General features: G+C 65.4%; 19 protein-coding genes. 8 read left to right on the top strand and 11 right to left on the bottom strand.

All coding sequences use genetic code 11. The features are described from left to right. Nucleotides 1–22: 22 nt before the first annotated feature. Nucleotides 23–856: a DUF2189 domain-containing protein gene (locus GN330_RS15745; protein ID WP_156713608.1), complete on the top strand. Its 834-nt coding sequence runs from the start codon at nucleotides 23–25 to the stop codon at nucleotides 854–856. Here GN330_RS15745 and fdxA read toward each other — a convergent pair. The 11 genes from fdxA to GN330_RS15690 form a co-directional block, all read right to left on the bottom strand. Then, entirely contained in the window at nucleotides 853–1,191 is a 339-nt protein-coding gene (fdxA, locus tag GN330_RS15740) for a ferredoxin FdxA (protein ID WP_156713607.1), read from the bottom strand. The two genes, GN330_RS15745 and fdxA, sit on opposite strands and share 4 nt — an antisense overlap. Nucleotides 1,192–1,360: 169 nt before the next feature. Beyond that, on the bottom strand, nucleotides 1,361–1,837 hold the full coding sequence (locus GN330_RS15735; RefSeq protein ID WP_156713606.1) for an RrF2 family transcriptional regulator: 477 nt from the start codon (nucleotides 1,835–1,837) through the stop codon (nucleotides 1,361–1,363). A 252-nt stretch (nucleotides 1,838–2,089) separates the two neighbouring features. After that, a complete protein-coding gene (locus GN330_RS15730; protein WP_343040783.1) occupies nucleotides 2,090–2,878 on the bottom strand; it encodes a helix-turn-helix domain-containing protein in 789 nt (262 codons plus the stop codon). A gap of 188 nt (nucleotides 2,879–3,066) precedes the next feature. Beyond that, nucleotides 3,067–4,584, bottom strand: a complete 1,518-nt coding sequence (locus GN330_RS15725; protein WP_156713604.1) for an amidase — start codon at nucleotides 4,582–4,584, stop codon at nucleotides 3,067–3,069. An 18-nt stretch (nucleotides 4,585–4,602) separates the two neighbouring features. Then, nucleotides 4,603–5,322, bottom strand: coding sequence for an ATP-binding cassette domain-containing protein (locus tag GN330_RS15720; protein WP_156713603.1), 720 nt, complete (start codon nucleotides 5,320–5,322; stop codon nucleotides 4,603–4,605). Then, nucleotides 5,315–6,037: an ABC transporter ATP-binding protein gene (locus GN330_RS15715; RefSeq protein ID WP_156713602.1), complete on the bottom strand. Its 723-nt coding sequence runs from the start codon at nucleotides 6,035–6,037 to the stop codon at nucleotides 5,315–5,317. The genes GN330_RS15720 and GN330_RS15715 overlap by 8 nt, the downstream gene beginning before the upstream one ends. After that, the gene (locus tag GN330_RS15710; RefSeq protein WP_156713601.1) at nucleotides 6,034–7,035 is read right to left on the bottom strand and encodes an ABC transporter permease subunit; all 1,002 of its coding nucleotides are present in this window, start codon (nucleotides 7,033–7,035) and stop codon (nucleotides 6,034–6,036) included. Before GN330_RS15710 ends, GN330_RS15715 begins: the two co-directional genes overlap by 4 nt. Next, entirely contained in the window at nucleotides 7,032–7,898 is an 867-nt protein-coding gene (locus tag GN330_RS15705) for a branched-chain amino acid ABC transporter permease (protein WP_156713600.1), read from the bottom strand. The genes GN330_RS15710 and GN330_RS15705 overlap by 4 nt, the downstream gene beginning before the upstream one ends. 198 nt (nucleotides 7,899–8,096) lie before the next feature. Next, entirely contained in the window at nucleotides 8,097–9,224 is a 1,128-nt protein-coding gene (locus GN330_RS15700) for an ABC transporter substrate-binding protein (RefSeq protein ID WP_156713599.1), read from the bottom strand. Nucleotides 9,225–9,469: 245 nt separating this feature from the next. Beyond that, complete coding sequence (locus tag GN330_RS15695; protein WP_246188696.1) at nucleotides 9,470–9,751, bottom strand: hypothetical protein; 282 nt, start codon at nucleotides 9,749–9,751, stop codon at nucleotides 9,470–9,472. Nucleotides 9,752–9,991: 240 nt separating this feature from the next. Then, the gene (locus GN330_RS15690) at nucleotides 9,992–10,462 is read right to left on the bottom strand and encodes a hypothetical protein (RefSeq protein ID WP_156713598.1); all 471 of its coding nucleotides are present in this window, start codon (nucleotides 10,460–10,462) and stop codon (nucleotides 9,992–9,994) included. Between the two features lie 176 nt (nucleotides 10,463–10,638). Here GN330_RS15690 and GN330_RS15685 point away from each other — a divergent pair, with 176 nt between their 5' ends. The 7 genes from GN330_RS15685 to GN330_RS15655 all read left to right on the top strand — a co-directional run bounded on the left by GN330_RS15685 (nucleotide 10,639) and on the right by GN330_RS15655 (nucleotide 16,688). Then, complete coding sequence (locus tag GN330_RS15685; RefSeq protein WP_156713597.1) at nucleotides 10,639–10,893, top strand: DUF2249 domain-containing protein; 255 nt, start codon at nucleotides 10,639–10,641, stop codon at nucleotides 10,891–10,893. Nucleotides 10,894–10,934: 41 nt separating this feature from the next. After that, nucleotides 10,935–12,293 (top strand): hypothetical protein, encoded by a 1,359-nt coding sequence (locus GN330_RS15680; RefSeq protein ID WP_156713596.1) that lies wholly within the window; start codon nucleotides 10,935–10,937, stop codon nucleotides 12,291–12,293. Between the two features lie 16 nt (nucleotides 12,294–12,309). Beyond that, nucleotides 12,310–12,855: a DUF2249 domain-containing protein gene (locus GN330_RS15675; RefSeq protein ID WP_156713595.1), complete on the top strand. Its 546-nt coding sequence runs from the start codon at nucleotides 12,310–12,312 to the stop codon at nucleotides 12,853–12,855. A gap of 27 nt (nucleotides 12,856–12,882) precedes the next feature. Beyond that, nucleotides 12,883–13,518 (top strand): NifU N-terminal domain-containing protein, encoded by a 636-nt coding sequence (locus GN330_RS15670; RefSeq protein WP_156713594.1) that lies wholly within the window; start codon nucleotides 12,883–12,885, stop codon nucleotides 13,516–13,518. Next, nucleotides 13,515–13,694, top strand: coding sequence for a hypothetical protein (locus tag GN330_RS15665; RefSeq protein ID WP_246188695.1), 180 nt, complete (start codon nucleotides 13,515–13,517; stop codon nucleotides 13,692–13,694). Before GN330_RS15670 ends, GN330_RS15665 begins: the two co-directional genes overlap by 4 nt. A gap of 61 nt (nucleotides 13,695–13,755) precedes the next feature. Then, entirely contained in the window at nucleotides 13,756–13,914 is a 159-nt protein-coding gene (locus GN330_RS15660; RefSeq protein WP_156713593.1) for a hypothetical protein, read from the top strand. A gap of 245 nt (nucleotides 13,915–14,159) precedes the next feature. Beyond that, complete coding sequence (locus GN330_RS15655; protein ID WP_156713592.1) at nucleotides 14,160–16,688, top strand: heavy metal translocating P-type ATPase; 2,529 nt, start codon at nucleotides 14,160–14,162, stop codon at nucleotides 16,686–16,688. Nucleotides 16,689–16,729: the final 41 nt, after the last annotated feature.

The following is a 16,729-nucleotide window of genomic DNA, read 5'->3' as shown; positions in this document are numbered from 1 at the left end:
GCATACGAAAGGCAAAGGGTCCATGATTACTCTCCCCCCGACAGCACCGCCGCTGCGCCGCGATTTCGGCTGGAGCCGCAACCTGCCGGTAACGGTGGCGTTCAAATGGCTCGCGGCCGGCTGGGCGGACTTCCGCAACCGTCCAGGCCTCAGCCTCGCCTACGGGCTGGCGGTGTTTCTGGTCTCGATTGCAATCGTGGCCGGGCTGTTCCGGCTCGATCTCGACTATGTGCTGTTTCCGGCCCTTGCCGGCTTTATGCTTACCGGGCCGGTGATCGCGCTCGGACTTTACGAAAAGAGCCGGCGGCTGCAGCGCGGCGAACCGGTGGGGTTGAGCGCGATGATCTTGGTCAGGCCTCGCTCGGGCGGCCAGGTGATCTTCACCGGCGTCCTGCTGATGTTGTTGATGCTGCTTTGGATGCGCGCGGCTGTCATCCTCTACGCGCTGTTTTTCGGGCTTTTGCCGTTTTCGGGCTTCGCCGACATCCTGCCGGTGCTGATGCACACGCCGAGCGGCTGGGCGCTCTTGATCGTGGGTACGCTGGTCGGCGGGCTGTTTGCCGCCTTCTCGTTCGCGATCAGCGTGTTCTCGCTGCCGATGCTGCTCGACGAAAGAACCGATTCGCTGACGGCGATGGGCACCAGCATGGCGCTGGTGTGGAACAATCTCGCCGTGATGGTCGTATGGGGCGGCATCGTGCTCACGCTGGTGACGTTGAGCGTTGCGATCGGCCTACTCGGTTTGATCGTCGTCTTTCCCGTTCTCGGCCATGCGACATGGCATGCCTACCGGACGATGCGCCAGGACCCGGCCGCGGATATCGCCATCGAGCAGCTCGACGGCGCGGAATCCTAATCCCCCTCGCCGGGCTTGGTACTGAAATCGGCCAGCTTGCCGGGCAGGCCGTTGAGCGCATCGGCATCGGGCATCGGTTCTTTCTTGCAAGTGATATTGGGCCATTGGTCGGCATAGTCACGGTTCAGCCGCAACCATTGTGGCTCAGCTGCCGGGTCGCTGTCGGGAAAGATCGCCTCGGCCGGGCATTCGGGCACGCACACGCCGCAATCGATGCATTCGTCGGGATGGATGACGAGCATGTTCTCGCCTTCGTAGAAGCAGTCGACCGGACAGACCTCCACGCAGTCGGTGAACTTGCACTTGATGCAATTGTCGGTGACCACATACGTCATGCCAAACTCCGTTCGGATTGTCGCATAAAAGATATATATTAGATATATCTTTTATGGCAAGCCTCATCCGGTAAAGATCGTTAAAACGGCGGAACAGCAGCGGCGGCGCGGGAATGCGGCCGTGCGGGCAGGTTGGCGATGAGCCGTCCGTCATTTGGCAGGCACCCGGTCAGCCGCGCAGGGCCGCAGCCGCGAAGTCCGGACCCCGGGTCTCGTCGGCCGGACGGCCCGGCATCCTGAAGTCGCGCTCCTCGAGCATGATGTCGGCGAGCGTGTAGCGGTCGAGCGTCTTGACGAAAGAGGTCAGCGCCTCGTTCAGGACGTTGGGCAGGCGGCAACACCCCGTGATGACACACTGGTTGCCGGTGGCAAAACACTCCACCAGGGCGAAATCGGGCTCGGTCGCCCGCACCACCGCCCCCAGATTGATCTCCGCCGGCCGCTTGGCCAGCGTGAAGCCGCCGGAGCGTCCGCGGACGCCTTTCAGATATCCGGTCTTGGTAAGGATGTTGACCACCTTCATCAGATGCGCCCGCGAGACGCCGTAGACGCGCGATGTCTCCTCAATGGTGATCAGGCGGCCCTCGGCGGCGCCCGCATACATCAGCACGCGAAGCGCATAGTCAGAAAATGTCGTCAAACGCATGGTGCTCTACCTGGCTCCGGCGCGGCATCGCAGCGACACCCGCACGCGCCGCGTTGAGATGGCAATGTCCGGGCTTGTTTTCGACGCCTCGATAAACCCTTGCAGGCCGACGCGGGCGGCACGGTGGACGACAGCTAACAACATCGGATTTCCCCAGCATCGGATATATGATGGATCGTAGATGAATCTTATAAGAAAGTCCAACGCCGGCGCCCGTTGTCGTCCTGGCGCGTACCGCTGCCGGAAGCCGGCTCAGCCCAAGCGCTTGGCCCGGAACTTTACCGGGCTTTGTCCGGTTCGCTCGGTAAAAAATCGGCTGAAGGTGGAAGGTTCGGTGAACCCGAGCGCATAGGCGATCTCGGACACGGTCATATCCGAGTAAAGCAGCAATCGCTGACCTTCCAGGACCAGCCGCTGCTGCACCAGCTTGGAGGGGCTAACGCCCGAGACGGCCTTGCAGGCCCGGTACAGGCTCTGCTCGGTCACGAACAGCCTGGCGGCGTAGTCGGCAATGCTCTGACGGCTGCCGTAGCTCGCCTCGAGCGCCTCGCGGAAGCGCAAATAGAGCCCGACGTGACCCGCCTTCTCCTCCGGCACGTGCGCATGCGACAACTGGTCGGAGAGGATCGAGATGATGGCAACGAGATTGGCGGCGAGAAGCGCGTTGCGCGTGCGCGACCTTTCCACGTTCTGGTGAGTTTCGGCATTGCCGAAAGACGATTGCAGCGCCGCCCAGTCAGCTGCCCGCGGGTCGAAAGCGAGGATGTCGGGATGAACAAACGAGGCCTCCGCCCCAGCATCGACGACCTGCTTCAGATTGAACTGAAAATAGTCGGCATCGATGGTCATCAGGTCGACGCTAGCGTCCGCCGACAGTTCGAAATTGTGCATCACGCCGTGCGGCAGAATCACCGCGGTGTGTGACCGCAGGGTTCGGCTCTCGATGTCGAAATTCACCCGCCCCGTTCCGGAATGCACAATGGCGATCTGAAACAGGTCGGAATGGCGGTGCGGGAACAGCTCCCAATTGTACTTTCTGATACGCGTGGAAATCCGCTCGACCTGCAGATATTGCAGTCGATCCAGAACGCCGGGGTCTGGTCGAGACGGACTAATGCAATCATCCCCCTTGCTGCGCCCCGAAACGAGGCTGCGTGGACGCCAGATCCTGAATCAGGCTGGAGCGCGCCTATCTGCGGGCGGTTGACGGCGAGAGGTGCCGCCCTGGTTCAGACCGCACCCCGCTGCCAGTCGACAGCCGCCTCGAACGCCGCGGCGGCGCGATAGATGGTCGGTTCGTTCCAGTGGGCGGCGACCAGCATCATCCCGATCGGGCGGCCGTCCGACATGCCGCACGGCACGCTCATGGCCGGATGCCCGGACACGTTGAAGGCACAGGTATTGCGGATCATCTCCCACGACCTATCGGTGACTTCGACCGGGTCGGACAGCGTTTTCGGCAGCGGTGTCGCAGTGACGGGAAGGGTCGGCATGACGAGCAGGTCGCAGCTTTGCAGCGCCTCGTCATAGGCCGCTTGCAGATGCCGGCGCACGCGCTGGGCCTTGGCGTAATAGTGGCCCAGATAGCGCTTGGTCGAATAGGCGCCGAACAAGGCCATGATCTTGAGCGGATCGGACATGTCATCGCCCGAGCGGCGCCATTGCGACCCGAAGCGGGGCAGGTCGGTCGCCACGGGGGCCTGCAAGCCAACCCCCATGCCGTTGGTTGCCATCATCATCCAGTAGCCGCCGTCATGCGCGAGCGCCGCCCAGATGCCGAAGGCATGCGTGTGCATAGGGACATTGATCTCCGACACGTCGGCGCCCAGCGCGGCCAGCGTCTCGGCGGCCGCGCGCACGGACGCATCGACATCGGCCTGCGAATTCGGGTGCCCGAAGCCCTCGTGCACCACGCCGATACGCAGGCCGGCAAGGTCCCTGCCGATCTCCTGCGCATAGTCCTTGACCTTGACCGCGCGCTGGCGCGCGTCCAGGCCATCGTCACCGGCAATCGCCTGCAGCAAGAGGGCATTGTCGCGGACATTGCCGGTGATCGGGCCGGTATGGTCGATGGTCTGCTCCAGCGACATCATGCCCGTATAGGGCACCAGGCCGAAGGTCGGCTTCATGCCGTAGGTGCCGCAATAGGCAGAAGGGATGCGGATCGAGCCGGCCTGATCGCCGCCGATCGCCATGTCGACGTCGCCAGCCGCCACCAGCGCCGCGCTGCCGGATGACGAGCCGCCGGCCGAATGGCCGGGACAGCGCGGGTTGATGACGGGGCCGGTCGAGCTGGTATGGCTACCGCCGGAGACGCAATAGTTCTCGCACACCGCCTTGCCGGCGATCATGCCGCCGGCGTCAAGAATTCGGGTGACGACGGTGGCGTCCATGTCGGGCACGAAGCCCTCGAAAAGGCTCGAGCCGTGCATCATCGGCACGCCGGCGACATAGATGCTGTCCTTGATGGCGATGCGCCGACCGGCCAGCGGGCCGTCTGGTGCGCCGGCAATGTCGGTCTTGACGTACCAGGCGCCGAACGGATTGTCCTCGGCGGCGGGCCGCTCGCCGCCATCGCGCGGGTAGGCGACCGCGGGCAGGAGGTCGGGCAGAAGGTCGAGATCGGCATAACCGGCCGACAGCGGCTCGACGATCGTGCTTACCTTGTCGAGATATCCGGCTCCGGGCGACAGGCCGAGCCGTTCGGCCGCGTCCTCAAGTGCGGAAATGTCGGGATTTTCAAACATCGATGCCACCATCACTTATCAGGAATTGGTTTGCGAAACGGGCGCGAAAATATCGGTTTCGGCCAGATCGGCCGCCGGCACCTCGCGTACGATCCGCCCCTTCTGCATCTGCAGAATCCGGTCGGACACAGTCGCCAGGAAATCGACGTCCTGTTCGACCACGACCACGGCCAGGCTGCGTTCGCGCGCCAGCTTGATGAGCTGGCGTTCGATGTCCTCCACGATCGCGGGCGCCACGCCCTCGGTCGGTTCGTCGAGCAACAGCACCCGGGGATCGCCGGCGAGCGCGCGGGCGAGGGCCAGGATCTGCTGCTCGCCGCCGCTCAGCGCGCCACCCTTTCGGTCCAGAAGCCGCTCCAGGACGGGAAAGTCCGCGACCGCCCGTTCGATGACCGCCCGGCGCGCGCGTCCTGAAGAAGCCGCGCCGAAGGCGATGTTTTCGCGCACCGTCAGACCGGCGAAGATTTCGCGTCCCTGCGGAACGTAGCCGATGCCGAGCCGGGCGCGTTCGTGCGCCGGCATGGTCCGCAATTCGACGCCGTCGAGCAGGATCGATCCGCTGCTGCATGGCAAGACGCCGATCAGCGTCTTCAAAAGTGTGGTCTTGCCCATTCCGTTCGGACCAAGCAGTCCGACGATCTCAGCCTGCCTGGCCGAAAAGGTGACGCCGTCCAGAACCGGAACCCTTCCGTAACCGGCGCGCAGCTCGGAGGCGGTAAACAGGGATTGCTCATTCATGACTTTTGCCAAACTTCTGGCCGAGATAGGCGTTGCGCACCTCGGTGTTGCTCGTCACCGCTTCCATCGTGTCCTCGACCAGAATGCGGCCGCGGTGAAACACCGTGACGCGCTCGGCGATGTTGCGCACGAAATGCATGTCATGCTCGACGATGATGAAGGCCCGGTCCTTGCGCATGCGCTGCAACAGCATCGCGGTGCGCTCGACCTCGGCCTGGGTCATGCCCGCCGCCGGCTCGTCCAGCAGGACCAGCTTCGGCTCCGACACCAGCACCATGCCGAGCTCGACCCACTGGCGCTGACCATGGGATAGCTCCCGCACGGGCGCGCCGGCCCGGTCCGCAAGCTCGATATCCTCCAGCATCGCCTCGGCGGCCAGGCGCGTCGCCTTGCCGGCGTGGGTGCGCCGCGCGGCAAGATGAAGGTTTTCGCGCACGCTGAGGCCCTCGAACAGGTTGGGAACCTGGGTCTTGATGCCGACGCCGAGGCGCGAAATCTCGAAGGGCTGACTAGTCGTCGTTTGCCTACCAAGGATCGAAATGTGGCCCTTGGACGGCCGCAACTGGCCGGTCAGCAATTTGAAGAATGTGCTTTTTCCGGCGCCGTTGGAGCCGATCAGACAGCGCAATTCACCCGGTTCGAGTTTGAAATTGACACCGGCGACAGCCGCAACGCCGCCGAATGTCCGCCACAGATCGCTGGTTTCGACAATCATGTGTCAGCCCTTTCCTTCACGATCCGCAGCCGTTCCAGAAGCCGGCGCAAGGCCGGGACCATGCCGTTGGGAACCAGCAGCACCGATATGATGAACAACAGGCCGAGCGCGATGTTGGGATCGAGCAGCCGCACCTCGCCGAGCCAGGTCGTGAACCAGGACACCGACAACGCCCCCACCACTGGTCCGATCAGGGTCCCGAGACCACCGAACAGGACCCAGATGATGGCCTGGGCTGCGAAGGATACGGAGAACGTGTCGGGGCCAATGAAGGCGCCCCAGGCTGCGAAATACGCTCCGGCCAGGCCCGACATCGCCGCGCCGATCGCGAACACGACGAGCCTGTGGTAGCGGGGGTCGTAGCCGAGCAGCTCGGCGCGCAGGTCGTTTTCGCGCACGGCGATGATGACGCGCCCGAACGGCGCGCTGACGAACAAACGTACGCCGAGATAGAACACCAGCGCCGTCAACGCGCACAGCACGTACATGGCCTCGAAGCCGAGCGGCTGGGCCGCCCAGGGCGCCTGGATCGGCGGCACCGAGGGAATGCCGTTATAGCCGCCGAGCCGAGCGGTGCCGATCGTATAAAAGGCGTCGGAGGTGCTGTTGACGAAATTGTAGAGGATCAACGAAATCGTCAGCGACACGACCCCGAAATAGACGTCACTGATCCGGCCGTAAAACGCCACATACCCCACGATCAGCGCGAACAGGCATGGCACGGCTATCGCCGCCAGAATGCCCCAGCCGCTGCCGAGATTTATCGCCGTGATCGCATAGGCATAACCACCGAGGCCGAAAAACAGCGCCTGTCCGAGGCTGAGAATGCCGCCGATTCCCCAAACAAAATTGAGGCTGATCGCCAGCATCGCCATGATGGCGAAGACGGTGAAGTTGAACAGGTCGTAGGTTTCGAGAAACAACGGAGCCGCGAAAACGATCGCGCCCCCGATCACGAACGCGGCGATGAAGGCCGGGCTAGTCAGTTCGGTTTTCACAGGCCACCTCTGAAAAATCTGCCGGTAATGCCGGCCGGAAGAAGGCGCAACAGCAGGATGGCGGCAGCCAGAAGGGCGATCTCGCCCAGAACGGGCGTCGATATCGCGGTGACCGCAGAATTGATGAAGCCGAGCAACAACGATGCCGTCGAAGTGCCAATCAAGGGCAGCGGCCCGCCGGCGATCACGGTGATGAAGGCCTTGCCGATATAAGTCAGCCCGGAGACCGGCGTGACGCCGGCGATCGGCGCGAAAGCCGCGCCGGCGAGGCCGGAAATGGCGGCGCCCAGGCCGAAGGTCGCCGAATAGACATAACCGACATTCACGCCCAGGGTCGCGGCGGTGCTGGCGTTCTGCATCGTGCCGCGCGCCTTGAGGCCGAAGGACGACCAGCGCAGGATCGCGTACAGGAATGCGAGGACAGCGACTGCCAGCCCGATGATGAAAAAGGTGTAGCCGCCGACGCGATAGTCGCCGATCTCGACGCTGCCCAGCGGCGCGCTCACGCCAAGCTGCTGATAGCCGAGCGTCACCGACGTTACGCCGATCAAGAACAGGCTGACGCCCCAGGTCGCCAGGATCGTTTCCACCGTGCGCCCGTAGAGATGGCGCACGATCAGTCGCTCCATCACCATGCCGATAAACATCACAACAAGCGGTGCGACGACGAACATGCTGATCCAGAAATCGATGCCCGCATTCACCGAGAGCACGAAGGCGAAGCCGCCGAGCATCAGGAATTCGCCATGCGCCAAATTAATGACGCCCATCATTCCGAAAATGATCGACAATCCCGCCGCCAGCAAAAACAGGCTGGCGACCGCATAGACGATGTTGATGCCGGATAGTGCAATGATATCCATGAAAGAATTCCCAGATGAGGCGTCCGGCCGGCATGACGGCCCGCCATGCCGGCGAGTGCGCGCGGGCAGGCCCTCCCGCGCGCCGCGGCTCATCGTTTATCGAACCGGAATCGGCTCGGTCGGCCGGGTCTCGTATCGCATCGCCGGCGCCGTCGGTAAACGGACCCGATGCCGCGGTTCGATTGACCGGTTCCGACGCTATCCGGCGGTCAGGTTGCAGCTGTCGTCGTTCTCGACCGGTCGCTGCGCGGCCCAGTGTTCCTGGATGGCGAAACGTCCGTCCTGAACCTCGGCGAGGTAGACATCGAGAATGCAGTGATGGGTCGCGGGATCAACCGTCACGGCGCCGCTCGGCCCGTCGATGGAAATTCCCGTTTCGAGCGCTTCGACCACCTTCTCGCGCGCGGTGTCACCGGCCTTTTCGACGCCGGCAGCCCACAGCATCATACCCTGATAGTCGGTGGGGCCGAGCGTGCCGATGACCGCCTCGTCGGGGAAGCGTTCCTTGTATCTGGCACGGAACGCGGCGTTGGCCGGTGTGTCGATCTCGTCGAGATAGTTCTTGGCGACAGTAATGCCCTCGACGACATCGGCCGGCAGGCGCCGCACCTCTCCGGAATCGCCGAAGGCGTGACCGGCAAGCCCGATCTTTCCCGACAGGCCGGCAGCGGCCCACTGTCCGTAAAACGCTTCCTGCGGCGGGCTGATGAAGATGTTGAAGACGCTGTCCGCCTTGGCCTGCTGGATGCGGCCGATGGTGGCGGAGAAATCGTTGGCATCGAGCGGAAAGAATTCCTCGCCGACGATCTCGCCGCCATGCTGCGCGGCGATGCTGGCGGCCGAGGCTGCGGAATCATGGCCGAAATTGTAGTCGGCCGCGACGGTGTAGATTTTCGGGCCGAATTTTTCGATCATGTAGGGAATGAGCTTGGCCAAGAGCTGCGGGGGCGTCGGGCCGGTGACAAAGGTGTTGCGGTCGCATAGGCCGCCCTCGTAGATCATGTTGTAGAAATAGAGCGTCTGGGCCCGGCCGAGAATGGGCCGGACGATCTCGCGCGCGGCGCTGGTGATGCCGCCATGTACCACCGCGACGCGGTCGCGCAGCGCCGATTGCTGGGCATATTGCGCATAAAGCTGGTTGTCGGACTGGGTGTCGTAGATTTTGAGCTCGACCTCACGCCCGAGAACGCCGCCGGCGGCGTTAAGGGTTTCGGCGGCGAGCTGAACGCAATTGACCTTGGGCCGCCCCAGCACTTCCAACGGGCCGGACAGATCAAGCAGAACGCCGACGCGGATCGGATCGGAGCCGAGGGCGGCGGTTTTCATCAGGAAAGGCGCCGACAGAAGTGTCGTCGCACCGATTGCATTTTTCAGGATAGTTCTGCGGTTTACGACCATTGCGATTGTCTCCTTCCCGTAAACGGCGGCAAAAGAGACCAACAGGCCACGCCGGGCCATGGCGAAATTCGACAATTGCATGACAATTTCTGACATTGGCGGTTTTTTGGAGCCGCGTCTTCGGGCGGCGACACCTGGAACGCGGAGCGACCTCCGGCTCCATTGCCGGTCCGTTATCCGCCCCTCGGACGCGCGAGCGCGGCAATGCTGTCCCGTTCGCATTGCTTCGCTCTCGCCGCCGCGACGTTCATCCAGTCGCGTAAGAGCCCCTGATCCTCCTTGGAAAACCGCGCGCGCCGTTTCAGGTCGTCGAAGGAATCATTCGGGTGCGCGCGCTGGTAGTCGTCGCGGACCAGGCTCTCGTACCGGACGCGTAGCACCGGATTATCCGGCCCCAACGCCTGCTTGATCCCATTCGCCGACATGAAAAGCCGGCCGTCAATCGCTTCCCTCATCGCCGCCTCCGGCTCAATCCTTTGTCCAATAGAGGTCCGCCGCCGCGATTAGCGGCGCGAGATCGCACCACAGGCCGACATTGGCCAAGACATGAAGCCGCTCGCAGCGGCCGGGCGGACATTCGCAACACCGCGGTCGGCGCACGGCACGCGGGCCGCACGCGGCAAAACCGGCCATGATCGCCCCGCCACACCGCGTCAGCGCGGACCTGATGCGTTGCCGCCTGTCCTTCGCGCCGCTCATCTGCCGCAGCGCCCGACCGGGCCGGTGCGCGCGCCCGCTTCCACCGAAAGGCAGGCGAGGTGAGCGCATAAGGTTGCGGCCGCATCCGCCGGCAGAAGCCGCGCCATCAGCGTTGCGAAATAGGGTTTCACGATGCGGCCGGTGACGCCAGCATCGGCGCTAAGCAGCTCGACGATGTTTTCGGCCAAGGGTGTGAGGTCCGACCGGCCGGCGCGCGGATCCAGGATCAGCCGCAGAGCATCCTCGACACGGTCCCAGTGTCCGCCGGAAATATGGGTCATCACGTTGCAGATATGCCCGTGGGCGCGGAAAGCACTGGTGGCGATGCCCGCCATGCTGGCCGGGTCGAGCTTACCGGCGTCGGCCGCCCTGCCGCGCGGCAGGGCCAGCCCGCCCTCGGTCACCGCCTGCCGGGTGCGCGGCCGGACCGGGGCGACGGGTGTGATCTCGGCAAAAACCATCGTCATCGACCTCTCCGCGTGCTGGTTTTGCGGCAAGCCGGACACGGCGCGGCATCGCCGTGAGGCGGATCGTGTTTAATCGATAAAAGATACATTGACAATATATCTTTTTAGATCGACACTTGTTGCGTGGCCGGCATGGCCGCCTCGCCCCAACCCCGTTCAAGCCAAGGAGAACGCCAATGAGCGATACAGCCCAGAGCGCGGATGTCGTCGACGTACGCAGCCTCGTGCCGGCCGACCGGCATGCCAAGATCTTCCAGCTTGTCGACGCGCTGCAGCCGGGGACGTCGTTCGTGCTCGTCAACGATCACGATCCCAAGCCGCTCTATTATCAGCTCGAAGCCGAACATCCCGGCCAGTTCTCATGGGATTATGTCGAACAGGGCCCGCAGGTCTGGCGCGTAGAGATCGGCAAACACGCCGAGGCCGCCTGACCGGCCTCGCCGGGGCGCCGGAACGGCCCAGGGAAACGATCATGCTCGGTGTCACGCTGTCACGCTGGACGATGTCCTATTTCGCCGCCGCGCTCGCTGCGCTGCTGGCCGGCGAGGTGCTGATGACCGCCGGATACGGCTTCCCCTCCGCGCCGCTGCGCGCCCCCGAAACGCTGGTCGTGGTGCATGTGGTCGCGATCGGCTGGCTCAGCCTTTTGATGTGCGGCGCGCTGTTCCAGTTCGTTCCGGTGCTGATTGCGCGCCCGTTGCACAGCAACACCCTGCCGCTGCCGGCGCTGGTGCTGCTTCTGGCGGGCCTCGGCGCGCTGCTTGCCGGCTTTCTCCAGCTTGCCGGAACGCTCGATCCCGCGCCGCCGCTCCTGCCCGTGGCAGCGATGTTGCTGGCTGGCGGATTTGCGCTCGCGCTCTACGATCTCGCTCGCACGCTGTGGCCGGCACAGCCGCTGCCGCTGCCGGCGCGGTTCGTTGCGGTCGCGCTTTTCTTCCTCGCCACCACCGTCACGCTCGGCATGTTGTTCAGCTTCGCCCTGACGACGGGCCTGGGCTCGCGGCCACTGCTTGCGGTCGCCGGTGCGGGACTGCCGCTGCATGTCGTGGCCGGGCTCGGCGGCTGGCTGACCCTGGCCGCGATCGGTGTCAGCTATCGCCTGCTGGCGATGTTCATGCTGGCGCCCGAACTCGAGGGAACCCGCTCCCGGGCGGTTTTCTGGACCGGCACCGCCGGCTTGGCGCTCACCGTACTAGGCGGGGTTGCCGCGCTCAGCCTCGACGCCGCACTTGCGCCGGCGCTGATCGGCGGCTCGGTCCTCGGTGTCGTCGCGCTGGTGCTCTACGGCGCCGACATCGTCCATCTCTACCGCGCCCGCAAGCGCCGCATCATCGAACTGAACAGCCAGATGGCTGTCTTCGCCTTCGCCGCGCTCGCGGCCGCGGCCGCGCTGGCGGTGACGCTGATCGTCCTCGGCCGGTTGAGCGAGCAGGTCGGCGCGCTGGTTTTCCTGATCGCCTTCGGATGGCTCACCGGGCTCGGGCTGGCCAAGCTCTACAAGATCGTCGCATTCCTGACCTGGCTCGAATGTTACGGTCCGGCCCTCGGCAGGGTGGCGACCCCGCGCGTGCAGGATCTGGTCGTGGAGGCGCGCGCGCGCACCTGGTTCCTGCTTTATTATCTGGCGGTCGCAAGCGCGACGGTGGCGCTGCTGATGGCCCACGTGCTCGCTTTCCGGCTGGCTGCGGGCGCCATGACCCTGGCAACGCTGGCCATCGCCGCGGAACTGATACGCGCCCGCCGGCTGGTAGACGTGTCCGCCGAAATCCGGCTGCCCGCCGGTGCCCAGCGCCCACATCTGCTCATGTCCGTACCCCACCCAAGCCCATAAGAAGGGAAACATTGCGATGACTCAGGACTATCTCGATCTCGACGTCCGCCCGATCCTTCGCGATGGCGGCGAGCCTTTCGAAAAGATCATGGAGGCCGTCGCCGCGCTGGCGCCCGACCAGGGGCTACGCCTGTACGCCACCTTCAAGCCGATCCCGCTGTTCCAGGTTCTGGGCCGGCAAGGTTTCGGTTACGCAGCACGGGAAATCGGCGGCGGCGACTGGGAGGTGCTGTTCAGCCGGGCGGACATTCCCGCCGAGACGGCACCCGCAGCCACCCCGGCGTCCGCCACCCCGTCAGCCGCTGGCGCCTCCGACTGGCCTGCTCCCGTCCAGGAGATGGACAATCGCGAATTGGAACCGCCCGAACCGATGGTTCGCATCCTCGCCGCCATCGAAGAAATGCGTCCCGGCGAGGTCCTGTCGGCGCTGCTTTGCCGCGAGCCTATGTTCCTGCTGCCCGAACTCGAAAAACGCGGCCATGCCTGGCGTGGAGGCTTCGAGCCCGACGGCGAAACCTACAAGATCACCGTGCGTGTCGGAGAAACGGGCGACAAGGCCTGACGCGCGCGCCACAAGGAGGCAGCGACGATGTTCATCCAGACGGAAGTCACATCCGACCCCGCGCGAATGACCTTCCTGCCCGGCCGCGAAGTTCTGCCGCACGGAACCTTGACGTTCGACGACCGCGCCGCGGCCACGCGCTCGCCGCTGGCCGCCCGGCTGTTCGACGTGCGCGGCGTCGCCGCGCTTGCGCTCGGGCCCGACTACATCACCATCACCAAGGAAAGCGGCGACTGGCAGCACCTCAAGCCCGCCCTGCTGGGCGCCATGATGGAGCATTTTTTGTCGGGCGCGCCGGTGCTGTCGGAACCGGCGCACGCCGCCGCGCCCGTCTCCGAGGCGACCGGGAAACTGGTCGAAGAAATCACCCAGGCGCTGCGGCATGTGATCGACCCGGAACTCGGCTACAATATCGTCGATCTCGGCCTGATCTACCATGTCGATGTCGACACTGACGGGCTCGCCACGGTCACGATGACCACGACCTCGCCCGGCTGTCCGGCGACCGGCTATCTGAGCGACGGGGCACGCGAGCGCGCAGCATCGGTCGAGGGAATCACGCGCGCCGAGGTCACGCTCACCTATGAGCCGCGCTGGTCGACTGACTTGATGAGCGACGGCGCCAAGGCCCATTTCGGGATCGGCACCGGCCGTCGGCGATGACCCCGGAACCCGACCCGAACGCGCAGCTGTGCGACATCCTGCTGGCCAGCCTGGCACGCCTGGCCGAGACCGGCGAGACGGAGGCGGCTTGCCTCCTGGCGGCACGCGCCTATGCGGCCCTGCGGCTGGACGCGCCCGACGGGCCCGGCGCTTCGACGTGTTCTTGCACCGACTGACGCCCTCACTCACCTGGACCGTGCCGCCGGACCGGAGCCAGGCCGCTCCGCCGGCACCGAGATGACCGGTACCGGCCATCGCCGGCCGGCCGCAACCGGACACCAGGCGCGACCCGCAGCCAGAAGCGCAAGACGCGCCCGCCTCGCGCGCATCCTGCCGCCGATCGTCGCCGGCTTTGCCTTCGTCTTCGCCGTGGCCGCCATTGTCGGCCTGCTGTGAGCGCTCGCGGACCGGGGCCCACGATCCGCTTCGCGACGCCTGCGCCAAGCGGCTGATGACGCCGTATCACCCGGGACACGATCGGCCGGTGGTCGAACAGACAGTCCGCCTCGTCTAGCCCCCCTCTCCGGCGGCCCAGCCTGCCGGTGCCGGCAGGGCGAGAAAAATGTCTCGCACCCTCTTGACCTTCCCAAGACTGGAACCCCCACTTTCCCCTCCGAACAGCATTTTCCCAGGACAGCCCGATGAACGTTCCAGTCAAACCAGACACATATGACAAAATGACATTGGCAATCGAGGGCATGAGTTGCGCCTCGTGCATCGGCCGGGTCGAGAAGGCGCTTACCGCCGTGCCCGGCGTCGCCGGGGCGAGCGTCAACCTTGCCACGGAAAGGGCCGACGTGACGCTTTCGGGCCCGGTGGACCACCGGTCGCTGGTCGAGGCAATCGAAAAAGCCGGCTATACTGTGCCGTCCGCTTCGACCACCCTGGCGATCACCGGCATGAGCTGTGCGTCGTGCGTCGGCCGGGTCGAGAAGGCGCTTGCCGCCGTGCCCGGCGTGAGCGAGGCCAGCGTCAACCTCGCAACGGAAAAAGCGAGCGTGAAGGGCGCGGCAGACATCGACGCGTTGATCGCGGCGATCGCGGCGGCCGGCTACCAGGCGCGGCCGGTCGACACAGGCGTCGAGGCCCGCCAGGATACCGCCGCGCGCAAGGATGCCGAGGAGGCGGAGCTGCGGCGCAGCCTGACGCTGGCGGCGCTCGCGACGTTGCCGGTTTTCGTGCTCGAAATGGGCGCCAAGATGGTACCGGGCATGCATGGCTGGATCGCCGCGACGATCGGCATGCAGACCAATTGGTTGATCCAGTTCGCGCTGACCGCCTTCGTGCTTTCCGTGCCGGGCCGGCGGTTCTACACCCATGGCATTCCTGCGCTGGCGCGCGGCGCGCCGGACATGAATTCACTGGTCGCCGTCGGCACGGCGGCCGCTTTCCTCTATTCGCTGGTCGCCACTTTCGCTCCCGTTCTGCTGCCGGACGGTACGGTCAATGTCTATTACGAGGCGGCGGCGGTGATCGTCACGCTGATCCTGCTCGGCCGCTGGCTGGAAGCGCGCGCCAAGGGCCGCACCTCGCAAGCGATCAAGCGCCTGATCAACCTGCAAGCCAAGACGGCCCGCGTGCGCCGCGGCGGCGCAACGGCCGAGATCGCCGCGTCCGAGGTCATGCCGGGCGACATCGTCGAGGTGCGTCCCGGCGAGCGCCTGCCGGTCGACGGCACGGTGATCGAGGGCGACAGCTATGTCGACGAGGCGATGATCACCGGCGAGCCGATGCCGGTCGCCAAATCCGAGGGTGCAATCGTCGTCGGCGGCACCGTCAACCAGACCGGGGCGCTCGCCTTCACCGCGACGGCCGTCGGCGCCGATACCATGCTTGCCCAGATCATTCGCATGGTGGAGGAGGCGCAAGGCTCGAAACTGCCGATTCAGGCGCTGGTCGACAAGGTGACGCTGTGGTTCGTGCCCGCCGTGATGGCGGCGGCCGCGCTGACCTTCCTGGTGTGGATGATATTCGGACCCGAACCGGCGCTGACCTTCGGCCTGGTCAATGCAGTCGCGGTGCTGATCATCGCCTGCCCGTGCGCCATGGGTCTGGCGACGCCGACCTCGATCATGGTCGGCACCGGTCGCGGCGCGGAAATGGGCGTTCTGTTCCGCAAGGGCGAGGCGCTGCAACTTCTCAAACAGACCAGGATCGTCGCCTTCGACAAGACCGGGACGCTGACGGAGGGCCGGCCGACGCTGACCGATTTCGATCTGGCGGAGGGTTTTGCGCACGACGAGGCGCTGGCCATGATCGCCGCCGTGGAAGCCCGTTCCGAACATCCGATCGCGCGCGCCATCGTCGAGGCGGCCGAGGCCAAGGGCCTGGCTCTGCCCGAGGCGACAGGGTTCCAGTCGGTCACCGGCTTCGGTGTGGCCGCAGAGGTCGCGGAAACGCGCGTTGAGATCGGCGCCGACCGCTACATGACGCGCCTCGGCCACGACGCCGGCCGGTTCGCCACGACTGCGAAACGGTTGGCCGACGAGGGCAAGTCGCCGCTCTACGCCGCGATCGGCGGCAAGCTGGCCGCCATCATCGCGGTCGCCGACCCGATCAAGCAAACGACGCCCGAGGCGATCGCCGCGCTGCACGAGCTCGGCCTCAAGGTGGCGATGATCACCGGCGACAACCGGCGCACGGCCGAAGCCATCGCCGGCAAACTCGGCATCGACGAGGTCGTCGCCGAGGTCCTGCCGGGCGGCAAGGTCGACGCGGTCCGCCGACTGAAGGCCGAGCACGGCACGCTCGCCTTCGTCGGCGACGGCATCAACGACGCCCCGGCGCTGGCGGAGGCCGATGTCGGCCTGGCGATCGGAACCGGCACCGACGTGGCGATCGAGGCCGCCGACGTGGTGCTGATGGCCGGCAATCTGCGCGGCGTGCCCAACGCCATCGCGCTGTCGCAGGCGACGCTGGGCAATATCAAACAGAATCTGTTCTGGGCGTTCGCCTACAATACCGCGCTGATTCCGGTGGCGGCGGGCGTGCTTTATCCGGCTCTGGGCCTGTTGCTGTCGCCAATGCTGGCGGCCGGCGCCATGGCGCTGTCGAGCGTGTTCGTGCTCGGCAATGCGTTGCGCCTGCGCCGCTTCGCCGCGCCGCTGCCGGCAGGCGCAGAACCTCAAACCGCCCCTGCCCCGCGGCCACGGCCCGTGCCGGCAAGCTAAAGGCGTGCCAAGGCCGAGCCCCGGACCACACACTGACGATC

This window comes from Nitratireductor arenosus, from assembly GCF_009742725.1.
GTDB lineage: Bacteria > Pseudomonadota > Alphaproteobacteria > Rhizobiales > Rhizobiaceae > Mangrovimarina > Mangrovimarina arenosa.
Note: the sequence above shows the minus strand (reverse complement) of the source record. Positions and strands in the feature narration are given on the sequence as shown.

Bases quoted from the DNA above. Each gene is read 5' to 3' on its own strand.
- GN330_RS15745 (WP_156713608.1), top strand. From the start codon at position 23: ATGATTACTCTCCCCCCGACAGCACCGCCGCTGCGCCGCGATTTCGGC.
- fdxA (WP_156713607.1), bottom strand. From the start codon at position 1,191: ATGACGTATGTGGTCACCGACAATTGCATCAAGTGCAAGTTCACCGAC.
- GN330_RS15735 (WP_156713606.1), bottom strand. From the start codon at position 1,837: ATGCGTTTGACGACATTTTCTGACTATGCGCTTCGCGTGCTGATGTAT.
- GN330_RS15725 (WP_156713604.1), bottom strand. From the start codon at position 4,584: ATGTTTGAAAATCCCGACATTTCCGCACTTGAGGACGCGGCCGAACGG.
- GN330_RS15720 (WP_156713603.1), bottom strand. From the start codon at position 5,322: ATGAATGAGCAATCCCTGTTTACCGCCTCCGAGCTGCGCGCCGGTTAC.
- GN330_RS15715 (WP_156713602.1), bottom strand. From the start codon at position 6,037: ATGATTGTCGAAACCAGCGATCTGTGGCGGACATTCGGCGGCGTTGCG.
- GN330_RS15705 (WP_156713600.1), bottom strand. From the start codon at position 7,898: ATGGATATCATTGCACTATCCGGCATCAACATCGTCTATGCGGTCGCC.
- GN330_RS15700 (WP_156713599.1), bottom strand. From the start codon at position 9,224: ATGAAAACCGCCGCCCTCGGCTCCGATCCGATCCGCGTCGGCGTTCTG.
- GN330_RS15695 (WP_246188696.1), bottom strand. From the start codon at position 9,751: ATGAGGGAAGCGATTGACGGCCGGCTTTTCATGTCGGCGAATGGGATC.
- GN330_RS15690 (WP_156713598.1), bottom strand. From the start codon at position 10,462: ATGACGATGGTTTTTGCCGAGATCACACCCGTCGCCCCGGTCCGGCCG.
- GN330_RS15685 (WP_156713597.1), top strand. From the start codon at position 10,639: ATGAGCGATACAGCCCAGAGCGCGGATGTCGTCGACGTACGCAGCCTC.
- GN330_RS15680 (WP_156713596.1), top strand. From the start codon at position 10,935: ATGCTCGGTGTCACGCTGTCACGCTGGACGATGTCCTATTTCGCCGCC.
- GN330_RS15675 (WP_156713595.1), top strand. From the start codon at position 12,310: ATGACTCAGGACTATCTCGATCTCGACGTCCGCCCGATCCTTCGCGAT.
- GN330_RS15670 (WP_156713594.1), top strand. From the start codon at position 12,883: ATGTTCATCCAGACGGAAGTCACATCCGACCCCGCGCGAATGACCTTC.
- GN330_RS15665 (WP_246188695.1), top strand. From the start codon at position 13,515: ATGACCCCGGAACCCGACCCGAACGCGCAGCTGTGCGACATCCTGCTG.
- GN330_RS15660 (WP_156713593.1), top strand. From the start codon at position 13,756: ATGACCGGTACCGGCCATCGCCGGCCGGCCGCAACCGGACACCAGGCG.
- GN330_RS15655 (WP_156713592.1), top strand. From the start codon at position 14,160: ATGAACGTTCCAGTCAAACCAGACACATATGACAAAATGACATTGGCA.